Raw genomic sequence first — 13,159 nt, 5'->3', positions numbered from 1 at the left:
GGAAAGAAGCAGTTTTTTATTTTGCATGAAAAGAAAGGAGAATGAGAGATGGGAGAATCATGGGGAAAGGGAACAATTTGTGTGCAAGGTGGCTATACGCCAAAGAATGGTGAGCCACGCGTTCTACCGCTTTATCAAAGTACAACGTATAAATACGATACGTCGGATGATTTAGCAGCATTATTTAACTTAGAGGCAGAGGGCTATATTTATACACGTATTGGGAATCCCACACTAGCTGCATTTGAACAAAAATTATCAGATTTAGAAGGCGGTGTAGGAGCTGTTGCAACGGCTTCTGGGCAAGCAGCTATTATGCTCGCAGTTTTAAATATTTGTAGTAGTGGAGACCATTTACTTTGTTCTTCAACTGTTTACGGGGGAACGTTTAATTTATTTGGAGTAAGCTTACGTAAGCTTGGCATTGATGTTACGTTCTTTAATCCAAATTTAACGGCAGATGAAATTGCGGCACTTGCTAACGATAAGACGAAACTCGTTTATGCAGAATCGTTAGGAAATCCAGCGATGAACGTTTTGAATTTCAAAGAACTTTCAGCTGCAGCAAAAGAATTAGAAGTACCTTTTATCGTTGATAATACATTAGCAACGCCTTATTTATGCCAAGCGTTCGAACATGGGGCAAATATTATCGTGCATTCCACAACGAAATACATTGATGGCCATGCGAGTTCATTAGGCGGCATTGTTATTGATGGAGGAAACTTTGATTGGACAAACGGAAAATATCCTGAGCTTGTTGAACCAGATCCAAGTTATCACGGCGTAAGTTATGTACAAAATTTTGGGGCGGCAGCTTATATTGTGAAAGCGCGCGTTCAGTTATTAAGAGACTACGGAAACTGTATGAGCCCATTCAATGCCTATATTAGCAATATTGGTTTAGAAACACTGCATTTACGAATGGAGCGTCATAGCGAAAATGCTCTTGCAGTTGCTAAGTGGCTTGTTAATCATGATCGTATTGAATGGGTGAATTATCCGGGATTAGATAGTAATGAAAATTACTCGTTAGCACAAAAGTATTTGAAGAAAGGTGCTAGTGGCGTTTTAACATTTGGTATTAAGGGCGGATTAGAAGCAGCAAAAGAATTTATCACAAATGTGAAACTAGCGACGCTTGTAACGCATGTAGCTGATGCGAGAACTTGTGTTATACACCCTGCTAGTACGACGCACAGACAATTAAGCGCAGAAGATCAGCGTTTAGCTGGTGTGACATCTGATTTAATTCGTTTATCGGTTGGTATAGAAGATGTTTCTGATATTATTGCGGATTTAGAAGCTGCGCTAGTCGGAGGCAAACAACATGCCGATCATAATTGATAAAGATTTACCAGCTCGCAAAGTACTGCAAGAAGAAAATATTTTTGTAATGACGAAGGAGCGAGCAGAAACACAAGATATACGTGCTTTGAAAATTGCTATTTTAAATTTAATGCCCACAAAGCAAGAGACAGAAGCACAATTACTTCGTTTAATGGGGAATACACCGTTGCAACTAGATGTTCATTTACTTCATATGGAATCGCATCTGTCCCGTAATGTAGCGCAGGACCATTTAACGAGCTTTTATAAAACGTTCCGTGATATTGAAAATGAAAAATTTGATGGGCTCATTATTACAGGGGCGCCAGTGGAGACACTTTCTTTTGAAGAAGTAGATTATTGGGAAGAGCTTAAACGTATTATGGAGTATTCAAAAACGAATGTAACGTCTACGCTTCATATTTGCTGGGGGGCACAAGCAGGTTTGTATTATCACTATGGTGTGCCGAAGTATCCTCTTGCAGAAAAAATGTTCGGTGTATTTGAACATGAGGTTCGTGAGCAACATGTGAAACTGTTACAAGGGTTTGATGAGTTATTTTTTGCTCCGCATTCTCGCCATACAGAAGTACGAGAGAGCGATATTGAAAAAGTGAAAGAATTAACGTTATTAGCTAATTCTGAAGAAGCGGGTGTTCATCTTGTTATCGGGCAAGAAGGAAGGCAAGTTTTCGCACTCGGACATAGTGAATATAGTTGTGATACGTTAAAGCAAGAATATGAACGGGACTGTCAAAAAGGGTTAAATATTGATGTGCCAAAAAATTATTTTAAATATAATAATCCAGATGAGAAGCCGCTTGTTAGGTGGAGGAGTCATGGGAATTTACTATTCTCTAATTGGTTGAATTATTACGTGTATCAAGAAACCCCTTATGTATTGTAAATAATGATTGTGTAACACGTGGCAACGTTTTCTTTGTAAAGATTACCCTTTATTTTTCGGAATGTTCAAAATACATTGTTTTTCAGATTTTTTACTCGTATAATTTCATCTAAACACAATTTTTGAGGGGTGGACAGTATTATGAAAGAAATTCAAGTTGGATTATTAGGCCTTGGGACAGTTGGTAGTGGGGTAGTTCGTATTATTACAGATCATCAAGAACGACTTATACACCAAGTAGGTTGTCCTGTGAAAGTAACGAGAGTACTAGTACAAAATATTGAGAAAGAGAGAGAGGTCGCGGTGCCTTCTACTCTATTAACACAAGATGCAAATGAAATTTTAGATAATCCAAATATTGATGTTGTCATCGAAGTGATGGGTGGCATTGATGATGCAAAATCATACATTTTACAAGCTTTAAAAAGTGGAAAGCATGTTGTGACTGCAAATAAAGATTTAATGGCGTTACACGGAGCGGAACTCTTAGCGGTAGCAAAGGATAATAAGGCTGATCTGTTTTATGAAGCAAGTGTGGCCGGAGGGATTCCGATTTTACGAAGCATCGTAGAAGGACTTTCTTCAGATCTTATTACAAAGGTAATGGGAATTGTAAATGGAACGACAAATTTTATTTTGACGAAAATGTCTGACGAAGGGAGAGCATATAACGAAGTGTTAAAAGAAGCCCAGCAGCTTGGATTTGCAGAAGCAGATCCAACATCAGATGTAGAAGGTTTAGATGCGGCAAGAAAGATGACGATTTTGGCTACTCTCGGGTTTTCTACAAATGTAGAGCTTGGAGATGTGAAAGTAAAAGGGATTACTTCTATTACAGAGGAAGATATTGAATATAGTAAGAGCTTAGGCTATACAATTAAATTAATTGGTCTTGCAAAGCGAGATGGTGAAAAATTAGAGGTGACAGTTGAACCGACTTTACTTCCAAATACGCATCCTCTTGCGGCAGTTCAAAATGAATATAATGCTGTCTATGTGTATGGTGAAGCGGTAGGGGAAACGATGTTTTATGGACCGGGTGCAGGTAGCTTACCGACAGCGACAGCGGTTGTTTCGGATTTAGTTGCTGTAATGCAAAATATTAGATTAGGTGTAAACGGAAATAGTGCGGTATCCCCGCAGTATAAAAAAGTATTAAAAGAGCCAGATGAAATTATTGTGAAAAAGTTTTTGAGACTTCATGTGAAAGACGAAATTGGTGTGTTTGCAAAGATTACATCTTTATTCTCTGAACGCGGCGTTAGTTTTGAAAAGATTATTCAAATGCCGCTTGAAGAGAAAGGGAAAGCAGAAATTGTAATTGTAACGCACCGTGCTTCTCTTGCGGATTACGATTATATTCTACATACATTGCAAGGGTATGAAGAAATTGATTGTGTGAAAGCAAATTACCGAATTGAAGGAGATGCTAAGTAGTATTTCTTATTATAAAACAAAAAAGAACCTATTANNTAATAGGTTCTTTTTTGTTTAAAATTTGCATGCCAATTTGAATAAATGCTTGAATAATCCAGCCAGTTGTAAAGGACAAGATGATTGTACCAAAATAAATGGGACCATCTAATAAGAAACTTAACGTTAAAAATAAAAAAGCTAATGAAATTTCTGTTTTTCTAAATGTCCATTTTTTCTTCTCAGCAACCGTTAAAACGAAAGCTTCCTGAGGTGCTGCGCAAAGGTTTGTGGAGACGTAAAGACCAATGCCAGCTCCGACGAATAGATTTCCGCAAATAAGTGTTATATATTTTGGAAGAGAGCGGATGGCGTCCATAAGGGTTGTAATGGAACCAATCCAATCAACAAAAAGAGAAATAAGAATCATCGTTACAATTGTACCGATAGTAATTTGTTTTTTATTCCAAAAGAGTACGATAAGCGTAAATACAAAATTAATCATGAAAATCCAAAAACCAATACTTATCCCGAAATTTTGATATAGTGCAATAAAGAAGGAATCATAAGGGCTAAGTCCAAAGGAAGTAATTGTTGTCATCATATTAATACCGATGGAGAGAATGAGTAAACCACCGATGAAAAAAATATATTCTAATTTGAATCGAAGCATAGTTGTATATCCTTTCTAAAATGTATTTGCTAGGAAAGGATATATTGTGGAAAGCTTACCAGGTCAAGTGAGAATTTTTGCGAGAAGGGGAGAACGAGATGACGAATATAAGAAAAATTGCTGAACTCGCCGGGGTATCTGTTTCAACTGTTTCACGTGTACTGAATAATCATCCGTACGTAAATGAACAGAAACGAAAAGAAATTTTAGCGATTATAGAGGAATTAAATTATACACAAAATGTGAATGCGATTCATTTAGTGAAAGGAAAAACGAATGTCATTGGCGTTCTATTGCCGCACGTAAATGATCAATATTATAGCGCAATTATTGAGGGGATATCAAAGGAAACCGCAAAGAGAAATTATAATATGATGCTTTGTCAGACGAACTATAGTGAGGAAAGAGAACTAGAAATTTTGAATATGTTAAAAATGAAAAAGCTTGATGGGGTTATTATATGTTCTCGGGCAAATAGTAAGGAAAAGCTTGAAGAATATACGAAGTTTGGTCCAATTGTTATGTGTGAAGAAATAGATTCGAAATTCATTTCAAGTGTACACATTGATTACTATAAAGTTTTTTCACGAGGTATGAAAAGCTTAATTGATGCCGGTCATACACGTATTGGATATTGTATTGGGAGAAGTAATAGTATTAATAGCCAAAGACGAAAAAAAGCGTATGAAGATTCGCTTCAACAGATTACTATAAAACCGTTAGAAAACTGGAAGTTCAAAGGTTGTTTTACGGTGGAAGATGGACGTAATGTAGTCAGGGAGTGGGCTTGTATGTCTGTAAAACCGACGGCGTTCCTCGTATCTTGTAACCATATTGCAGCGGGCATGGTAACGGAAGCGAAAAGAAAAGGAATTCGAATTCCAGAAGATATTACGATTATAGGGTGCGATGATCAAGAGGTGGCAGATATATTAGGTATAACAACGCTTTCGCATCCTAGTAAAAATGTCGGGATAAAAGCGTTTGAATTATTATATGAAAAGATCAATGAAGAGAAATTAGATGTGAAGCATGTAGAGTTATTACCAGAGTTAATAGATAGAGAAACGACATAATTGGGAAGGGGTGAAAATCGCTTTTCAAAATTTCGTTTGGTATAATTATGGACAATCTATGAGGGGTAAAAGGGGTTTTGATATGAGATCAAAAGTGGTAAAGGTAATTCTACTCATTACAATTGCATCTTTTTGTTTATTTGCATATGGCTTTGTTTCAGGTGTAAATGATGTATTAAATCCGAAAGCTTCAAATTTAGTTAAGAAAACTGATGTATTGGCAAAAGAGAAAAAGAAAACTGGAACGTTACAAATCGTTAGTTTAGGCGATTCGTTAACGCGTGGCGTTGGTGATAAAGAAGGCATCGGCTATATTGGACGAATGAAAGAAGACTTACAAAAAGAGTATAAGCAGAAAGTTGCATTAACAAACTTAGCAGTTAGTGGTGCGAAAATGCCCGATTTATTAAAACAAATAGAGAGTAGTGGCGCTCAATATTCAATTAAGCAAGCAGATGTAATCGTTTTAACAATTGGAGGAAATGATTTATTCCCAGGTTGGGAATCGCTCGGGAAAATAGATTTAGAGACGTATCGTCCTGATAAGGAAACATTTCAAAATGAAGCGAAGAAAATTATAGAAGAAATTCGTAAATTAAATCCGGATAGCCCTATTTTTTGGCTCGGTTTGTACAATCCTTTTGAAGATGTAGAAGATTTAAAAGGATCTTCAAACATTGTTGTAGACTGGAATGCAGCTTTAGAGAAATTAGCGTTAAACGATAAAAATGTGTATATTACACCGACATTTGATTTATTCCAAAACCGTGGAAAAGATTTATTATACTCCGATCATTTTCATCCGAACGAAGTAGGGTATACGTATATGGCAGAACGATTAGTTCAAAATGTTGCAAGTAAATTAAAACTAGAACAAGGAGGGGTAAAATGACGACGATACTTTCTGTACGAGACGTGAAGAAGGTAATTGGAAAGAAGACACTTGTAGAGAATATTTCGTTTGATGTGAAGCAAGGAGAAGTATTTGGCTTTTTAGGACCAAACGGGGCCGGAAAAACGACAACGATTCGAATGTTAGTTGGATTGATTAAAGCGACAGAGGGTACCATTTCTATCGGTGGTTATTCGATTAAGGAAAATTTCAGAGAAGCGATGCGTCAAATTGGAAGTATCGTTGAAAACCCGGAGCTGTATACATATTTAACGGGCTGGGAAAATTTAAAGCAATTTGCCCGTATGCTAGGTAATATATCAGATGAACGTATTATTGAAATTTCAAAAATGGTTCATTTGGACGAAAGAATTCACGACAAGGTAAAAACGTACTCACTTGGCATGAAGCAGCGCCTAGGAATTGCGCAAGCGTTGCTTGGGAATCCTAAATTACTCATATTAGATGAGCCAACAAATGGTTTAGATCCAGCTGGGATTCGTGAACTTAGGGAATTTATACATAAGCTTGTAAAAGAAGAAAATATGAGTGTGTTTATTTCCAGTCATTTGCTAAGTGAAGTACAAATGATATGCAACCGCGTCGCTATTATTCATAAAGGGAAAATGATAACAGTTGCACCGATTGAAGAGCTGATTAAAACAGCCAGTGATCGTGTAGAATGGGTCGTTACACCGATTTCTAAAGCGAAAGATATGCTAGACGCTGCTGAAGAGGTAAGAGAAGTGAGTGTAGAAGGTGAACGGTTATTATGTCGCATGGACATTGCAGCTATTAATGTTTGGAATAAACACTTTGTAGAAAATGGGATTGATGTACATAGTGTTAAGGAGCTTGTGTTTACGCTAGAAGATTTATTTATTGAACTCACAAGGGGTGAGCAGCATGCGTGAATTTGCTAATCTAGTTTTAAATGAATCAGAAAAGATCTATCGCAAGAAACGCATTTTTGTTGTCATGCTTATTTTAGCAATTTTGATACCGCTTTTTGTATACGCCCAGTATCGTGAAATAGAAACAACGCAAAAAAGGCTTGGTACGACTGATTGGAAAGTATCATTGCAGCAACAGATTGTTGATTCCCAGAACCGCTTGAACAATTCTAGATTGCCAGAAGAGTGGCGTGATTGGTTAAAGGTAAGGGTGGAACAGCAACAATATTATTTGGATCATGATATTAATCCGATGGCACCGGGTGCACCGACTTTTGTAAGAGCGTTTATTGAACAAGGAATTACATTATTTATTCCGCTTCTCGTAATGATTGTCGCCATTGATATTGTTTCAGGAGAACGAAGTGATGGGACGATGAAGATGTTGCTGACAAGGCCGATAAGACGATGGAAAATACTTCTCAGTAAATATGTCACGATGTTATTTTTTATTTCTCTCATATTACTCCTTGTCGGTTTATTTGCTTACGTATTATCGGGGCTTGTATTTGGATACTCGGGATGGAACGTACCTGTGTTAACGGGGTTCGTTATTGATAAGGAAACGTTAAATACGAACTTTGTACACCTTATTCCGCAGTGGCAATACATTTTAATGGCGTACGGATTAGCTTGGTTTGTTGCTATCGTTGTCGGAACTATATCATTTATGGTTTCTGTTTTAATTCGAAATACACCAGCTGGTATGGGCGTTATGTTAGCCGCGTTAATTGCAGGTGGCATTTTAAGTTCATTTGCAACGTCTTGGGAAGGTGCAAAATATATTTTTAGTGTGAACTTATCGTTAACAGATTATTTATCAGGGAAATTGCCTGCATTACAAGGTTTATCAATGGGATTTTCTTTAATGAATTTAACGGTTTGGGCAGTCGTTTCTCTTATCATTTCATTTGTAGTATTTACAAAGCAGGATATGGTGAATTAATTGAACAGGAAGTGAAGGCATGGAAAATGTGTTAAAGAATGATTGGGGACCATTATTGGCACCAGAATTTGAGAAAGAATATTATCAATCATTAGTTGGTTTTTTAAAAGAAGAGTATGAGACGCATGTGATTTATCCAAAGAAAGAAGACATATTTAATGCTCTAGAGTATACAAGTTATGAAAATACAAAGGTTGTTATTTTAGGACAAGACCCGTATCATGGGCCGAATCAAGCACACGGATTAAGCTTTTCTGTGCAACCGGGTGTCAAAACGCCACCATCGTTGTTAAATATGTATAAAGAACTTCGAGATGAATATGGTTATGAAATTCCGAATAACGGTTATTTAGTAAAGTGGGCGGAGCAAGGAGTATTATTATTAAATACTGTATTAACAGTTCGACAAGGTGAAGCGAATTCTCATAAAGGAAAAGGATGGGAGCGTTTCACAGATCGCGTGATTGAGCTGTTAAATGAACGTGAAAAACCAGTTATTTTCATATTATGGGGACGCCATGCACAGGCGAAGAAGAAGCTCATTACGAATAAGAATCATCATATTATCGAGTCTGTACACCCAAGTCCCTTATCAGCAAGACGTGGTTTCTTTGGTAGTAAGCCATACTCTAAAGTAAATACGATTTTAGCTAATATGGGTGAAAGACAAATTGATTGGGAAATTCCGAATATATAAATGCAAAAAAGGTAGCTAACAATTGTTAACTACCTTTTTACTATTATTGTTCATTTTTTAATTTTGCATCTAGTACAAACGTACCGAATGGGATAACTGATGCAGCAAGTGCACCAATTGCCCATAAAATTGATTTACGGTGTACGATTGTTACTTGAATTACCGCAAAGATGAATAGTATGAATAAAACGCCGTGAGCCATACCTGTAATTTTAACAGCTGTTGCAAATCCCGCGAAATATTTTAATGGCATTGCTACAAATAATAGTAATAGGAAAGAAATCCCCTCAACTAAGCCGATTACTCTCAGTCGTCCGATTGGTGTAGATAACATGAAGTAGCCTCCTTTAACGTCTGCTTGTTTATAGTAAATTTGTATTCTTTTTCAAAATAAAATAGTCTATTTTGTTCCATTATATACAAAAAGAAAGTTTACACTACGAGAATAGTACAAAGTTCAAAATATAGTCACAAAAGCATCGTAATTTAAATGAAAACCTATTTGAAGTGTTTGACTTCAAATAGGTTTTATGAATGAAAATATTAAACAAGTACTTCCGTTTTTAAAACAAATTTCTCTACAACTTTTGCAACGCCATCGTTCATATTTGTATCTGTTACGTAGTTTGCAATTTCTTTAATATCATCTGGTGCATTGCCCATTGCAACGCCAAGGCCAGCAAATTCAATCATCGCTTGGTCGTTATAGCTATCACCCATTGCGATAACTTCTTCGCGCTTAATGCCAAGCTTTTGAATCAGTTGGTTTAAGCTCGTTCCTTTTGTAACACCGGCTTCAGTAAATTCTAAGAAGAATGGTTTAGAACGCATAACGCTTAATTGGCCTTCTAGTTGTTTTTGTAGTTTCTTTTCTACTTCAACAAGGCGTTCGGCTTCTTTATTCATTAATACTTTTACTACAGGCTCTTTAACAGCAGCTTTAAAGTTATCTACTACAACGATTGGCATACCAGTAATATCGCCCTCAATTTCAGTATAAGGATTATTTTCTTCGGTTACGATATCATCACCAATATAAGTATGAATCCATACATCTTCAGTTTTACTAATTTCAAATAGGTTGTGAACGATTTCAGGAGACAGTGTACTACTAAAGATTTCTTCATTTGTTTTACAGTTAATAATCTTTGCACCGTTAAATGAAAGAATAAAGCTGCCGTACTCCTCTAAATGTAATTCTTTTGCGATTGCACGCATTGCAAATGTTGGACGTCCAGAAGCAAGTACAACTTTAACACCTTGCTCTTGCGCTGTCATTAAGGCTTCTTTCGTACGAGGTGAAATAGTATGGTCATCACGTAATAAAGTATCATCTAAATCTAAAACAATCATTTTATAAGTCATATTGAAAATTCCCTTCTTTATTTAAATAGAAATACATGTTGATGAAGATGTTAAGGAATAATAGTAAGACATTGAATTTCTTTGAGAAGAAATAGATCAATTATCATAAGCAGGTCCCGCTATTTGTGGGGACCTTGGTTGTTTGTAAAAGCTTTATTTTATCGTAACAACTCTACAGGGAGAGTGCAATAATGGAAGTTTTCCAATTTACGATAGTTGTTTTTCGTTAGAACGAGAAAATAGTATTTCGAGTAAAATAGCCATTACAGCTCCAAGAACGAGACCGTTACTTAAAAAGGATGCTAGAAATGGTGGTAGCGTAGAAAATGCACCTGCTGGAATGAACATAACTCCAACGCCTGTAAAGATGGAAAGACCTGCTACTTTAAAGAGTCTTTCTTTGTTTTGGACAGTATCGTATTCGCGAAAAGCAAGGCCGATCATGCTTGCGAATACAGGGTAAATAGCAGCATACCCGACTGCGACAGGAATCGCTGCAAAGAATGAAGTAATCTTTGGGAATATACTAATTAAAATAATAAGGATTGATCCTAATATAAACGGGAGGCGTTTATAAATATTAGTCGTTGCAATAAATCCTGCTGATCCAGAAATTGCGACAGGACCAATAGCTGAAAAGAGACCACCTAGCAATTGGTTGATTCCGGTTATAATACCAGCTTGCTTGAAGCGATTTTCAGTAGCGTTTTCTTCATACTTAGAAACAACCTTTTGTACAACGCGAATACTTGCTAACATGTTTGTCAGAAGCAGTAATGTGACAAAAACGACTGTAATTGCCATGTTCCATTCAACGCGAGGCATTCCAAAAACAAATAGGGATGGAAGGCGGATTATGTCCGTCACAGGTGTTACTGGATTAGATAATCCGAAGCACGCGAATAATACCCAGCCGCAAACGATGCTGACAAGAACAGAATATCGTCCAATAAAAGGTAGCTTCATGATGAAAAAGGATAGTAAAATAACAATAAGTGAAAGAATAAATACGTCAGCTTGTACTTCTGTATGTTGTCCATCAAGTCCAAACATTCCTTTTAAGAAGGAGCCACTCAGTTGTGCGACAAGAAGAAATAAATACGTTCCAGTGACTGTTGGTGTAAAATAGCGAACGAGTTTATCAATAAGTCCAAAAACGCTAAGAATAATACAAATAATACCGCTTAATAGGAAGGCGTATCCGAGGACTTTAAGCGTTTCAGTGCTTGATCCAAATAATACGACACCTAAACTTGCATAAAGGGAGAAAATTCCCCACCAAAGGCCTGCGGGACCTTCTTGAATAGGGAGTTTATGCCCCAATATGGCTTGCAATAGACCGGCAAAGCCAAGAACAAATAAGGTTCTTTGCACAAATGCGATAGCTTCAGCACCATTAAGGCCGTAACTAGTTGCAACACTAATTGGCACAATAAGACTTCCAGCTAAAATAAATAGTGCCCATTGTAAGGCGGAAAGAAATATCTTCATTATATCAACCTCTTTCATAGATTCCGTTTCTAGTATATACGTATTTTATTTCCACTGGCAAAGATTGTAGATAGAGAAAAGAGTTGAAACATAATATGAATGCACGTAAGCAATTATGGATAGCAGTTATATGTATGACTTCTGTTGTAATTCTAGGAACACTTGGATTTATGACAATTGAAGAGATTAGTTTTTTTCAAGCATTTTGGATGACAATGATTACTGTATTAACTGTTGGATATGGTGATGCAGTCCCATTAACACACGCAGGGAAAGTTTTTGCGCTTCTCATCATACCTGTGGGTGTAGGGATTGTGACGTACGCAATAGGGGTAGTAGCAGCAATGATTGTTGAAGGGAATTTATTTCATGCAATGCGGAGGAAGAAGATGGATAAACAAATAGCACAGTTACAAAATCATATTATAGTATGTGGTTGCGGTAGAGTTGGGCTTCAAGTCGTACATGAATTACAGGAGAAGAAAATTCCATTTGTAGTTGTGGATAAAGATGAAAGTATATTCGAACAGGAAAAGCTTTTATATGTACATGGAGATGCAACGGAAGATCAAGTTTTACATCATGCTGGAATCTCAAAGGCGGCTGGTCTAGTCGCTATTGTAGCGAATGATGCCGAAAATGTATTTATTACATTGACAGCAAGAGGATTAAACGATGCAATTAAAATCGTGGCGAGGGCTGAAAAGCCAGAAACTGAAGAAAAATTAAGGCGTGCTGGTGCAAATAAGGTTATTAATCCATCTAGTATGGCGGGAATTCATATTGCAAAAGGTATTGCGAATCCATTAACAGTTAATTATATTGATACAGTGCTATATGGAGTAGAACAGTCATTTGTCATTGAAGAAATTTTAGTTGGCAAAGATTCTATATTAGTCGATAAATCATTATTAGAGAGTGATGTGAGAAATCAGTTTGATGTAACAATTTTGGCTATTTTAAGGAATGGAAATATTATTCATAATCCAACTGGGCAGGAAAAACTGCAAGAACGTGATATGATAATAGTATTTGGTTCAGTAGAGAAACTGGGGCAATTTGAGAAAGAACTACAAAGTAAGAGGTGACAAGGAATGCATATATCGAGTGAAAAGATTTTAAATAAAATGGCGAATGAAATTGCAAAGGCAAAAAGTAGTGACGGTCAAAAATCAAAAGAACATGTATTAGTTGTGCGTGCTTTATGTGATTTATTATTAGAAGAGCAAGCTGAGCCGCATACGTATAGAGAACCACAAGTTCAGTCACAAATAATCGGATCACAGCCTATGACAACAGTGCAACCGGTTATGCCGGTTTCTGGAGAGCCAGTATATATAAAAGAAGAAGATGCAAACGGTAACTCTTTATTGGATTTTTAAAAGCAAAATCGTTTGGCTTATATGAAAAAATTGCT

The 13,159-nt window shown here is 36.6% G+C and carries 14 protein-coding genes; 10 read left to right on the top strand and 4 right to left on the bottom strand.

What is annotated here, in order from left to right; translation table 11 throughout:
• Window positions 1-48: 48 nt before the first annotated feature.
• The 3 genes from COI75_RS06430 to COI75_RS06420 all read left to right on the top strand — a co-directional run bounded on the left by COI75_RS06430 (window position 49) and on the right by COI75_RS06420 (window position 3,673).
• Window positions 49-1,347, top strand: a complete 1,299-nt coding sequence (locus tag COI75_RS06430; RefSeq protein ID WP_000504776.1) for a bifunctional O-acetylhomoserine aminocarboxypropyltransferase/cysteine synthase — start codon at window positions 49-51, stop codon at window positions 1,345-1,347.
• Window positions 1,331-2,236 (top strand): homoserine O-acetyltransferase MetA, encoded by a 906-nt coding sequence (gene metA / locus COI75_RS06425; protein WP_001121525.1) that lies wholly within the window; start codon window positions 1,331-1,333, stop codon window positions 2,234-2,236. The genes COI75_RS06430 and metA overlap by 17 nt, the downstream gene beginning before the upstream one ends.
• A 141-nt stretch (window positions 2,237-2,377) precedes the next feature.
• On the top strand, window positions 2,378-3,673 hold the full coding sequence (locus COI75_RS06420) for a homoserine dehydrogenase (RefSeq protein WP_000659118.1): 1,296 nt from the start codon (window positions 2,378-2,380) through the stop codon (window positions 3,671-3,673).
• A 31-nt stretch (window positions 3,674-3,704) separates the two neighbouring features.
• On the opposite strand, the gene COI75_RS06415 is transcribed toward COI75_RS06420, so the two are convergent.
• Window positions 3,705-4,322, bottom strand: a complete 618-nt coding sequence (locus COI75_RS06415) for a YczE/YyaS/YitT family protein (RefSeq protein ID WP_097807580.1) — start codon at window positions 4,320-4,322, stop codon at window positions 3,705-3,707.
• A gap of 98 nt (window positions 4,323-4,420) precedes the next feature.
• Between COI75_RS06415 and COI75_RS06410 the strand changes: the two genes are divergently transcribed.
• The 5 genes from COI75_RS06410 to COI75_RS06390 are packed head-to-tail and all read left to right on the top strand — an operon-like array spanning window position 4,421 to window position 8,886.
• Window positions 4,421-5,398, top strand: coding sequence for a LacI family DNA-binding transcriptional regulator (locus COI75_RS06410; RefSeq protein WP_000181993.1), 978 nt, complete (start codon window positions 4,421-4,423; stop codon window positions 5,396-5,398).
• A 10-nt stretch (window positions 5,399-5,408) separates the two neighbouring features.
• On the top strand, window positions 5,409-6,290 hold the full coding sequence (locus COI75_RS06405; protein WP_141530715.1) for an SGNH/GDSL hydrolase family protein: 882 nt from the start codon (window positions 5,409-5,411) through the stop codon (window positions 6,288-6,290).
• The gene (locus COI75_RS06400) at window positions 6,287-7,204 is read left to right on the top strand and encodes an ABC transporter ATP-binding protein (RefSeq protein ID WP_000207751.1); all 918 of its coding nucleotides are present in this window, start codon (window positions 6,287-6,289) and stop codon (window positions 7,202-7,204) included. The genes COI75_RS06405 and COI75_RS06400 overlap by 4 nt, the downstream gene beginning before the upstream one ends.
• On the top strand, window positions 7,197-8,189 hold the full coding sequence (locus COI75_RS06395) for an ABC transporter permease subunit (protein ID WP_001206486.1): 993 nt from the start codon (window positions 7,197-7,199) through the stop codon (window positions 8,187-8,189). The genes COI75_RS06400 and COI75_RS06395 overlap by 8 nt, the downstream gene beginning before the upstream one ends.
• Before the next feature lie 19 nt (window positions 8,190-8,208).
• Window positions 8,209-8,886 carry a uracil-DNA glycosylase gene (locus COI75_RS06390; RefSeq protein ID WP_000432528.1) on the top strand — a complete coding sequence of 226 codons (678 nt, stop codon included), beginning with the start codon at window positions 8,209-8,211 and terminating at the stop codon, window positions 8,884-8,886.
• A 43-nt stretch (window positions 8,887-8,929) separates the two neighbouring features.
• Here COI75_RS06390 and COI75_RS06385 read toward each other — a convergent pair whose 3' ends face one another.
• From COI75_RS06385 to COI75_RS06375, 3 genes are all read right to left on the bottom strand, one after another.
• The gene (locus COI75_RS06385) at window positions 8,930-9,220 is read right to left on the bottom strand and encodes a DUF3817 domain-containing protein (protein WP_000953397.1); all 291 of its coding nucleotides are present in this window, start codon (window positions 9,218-9,220) and stop codon (window positions 8,930-8,932) included.
• A 209-nt stretch (window positions 9,221-9,429) separates the two neighbouring features.
• On the bottom strand, window positions 9,430-10,251 hold the full coding sequence (locus COI75_RS06380) for a Cof-type HAD-IIB family hydrolase (protein WP_000221369.1): 822 nt from the start codon (window positions 10,249-10,251) through the stop codon (window positions 9,430-9,432).
• 207 nt (window positions 10,252-10,458) lie between these two features.
• Window positions 10,459-11,742 carry a purine/pyrimidine permease gene (locus tag COI75_RS06375; RefSeq protein ID WP_000688896.1) on the bottom strand — a complete coding sequence of 428 codons (1,284 nt, stop codon included), beginning with the start codon at window positions 11,740-11,742 and terminating at the stop codon, window positions 10,459-10,461.
• 95 nt (window positions 11,743-11,837) lie between these two features.
• Between COI75_RS06375 and COI75_RS06370 the strand changes: the two genes are divergently transcribed.
• Together COI75_RS06370 and COI75_RS06365 are read left to right on the top strand one after the other, a co-directional pair.
• Window positions 11,838-12,830, top strand: a complete 993-nt coding sequence (locus tag COI75_RS06370) for a potassium channel family protein (RefSeq protein ID WP_000994009.1) — start codon at window positions 11,838-11,840, stop codon at window positions 12,828-12,830.
• A 6-nt stretch (window positions 12,831-12,836) separates the two neighbouring features.
• Window positions 12,837-13,124: a YwdI family protein gene (locus COI75_RS06365; RefSeq protein WP_000548257.1), complete on the top strand. Its 288-nt coding sequence runs from the start codon at window positions 12,837-12,839 to the stop codon at window positions 13,122-13,124.
• Window positions 13,125-13,159: the final 35 nt, after the last annotated feature.

The organism is Bacillus cereus (genome assembly GCF_002564555.1).
GTDB classification, from domain to species: domain Bacteria; phylum Bacillota; class Bacilli; order Bacillales; family Bacillaceae_G; genus Bacillus_A; species Bacillus_A cereus_K.
The sequence above is the reverse complement of the archived record's forward strand: the minus strand, read 5'-3'. Positions and strand labels throughout refer to the sequence as shown.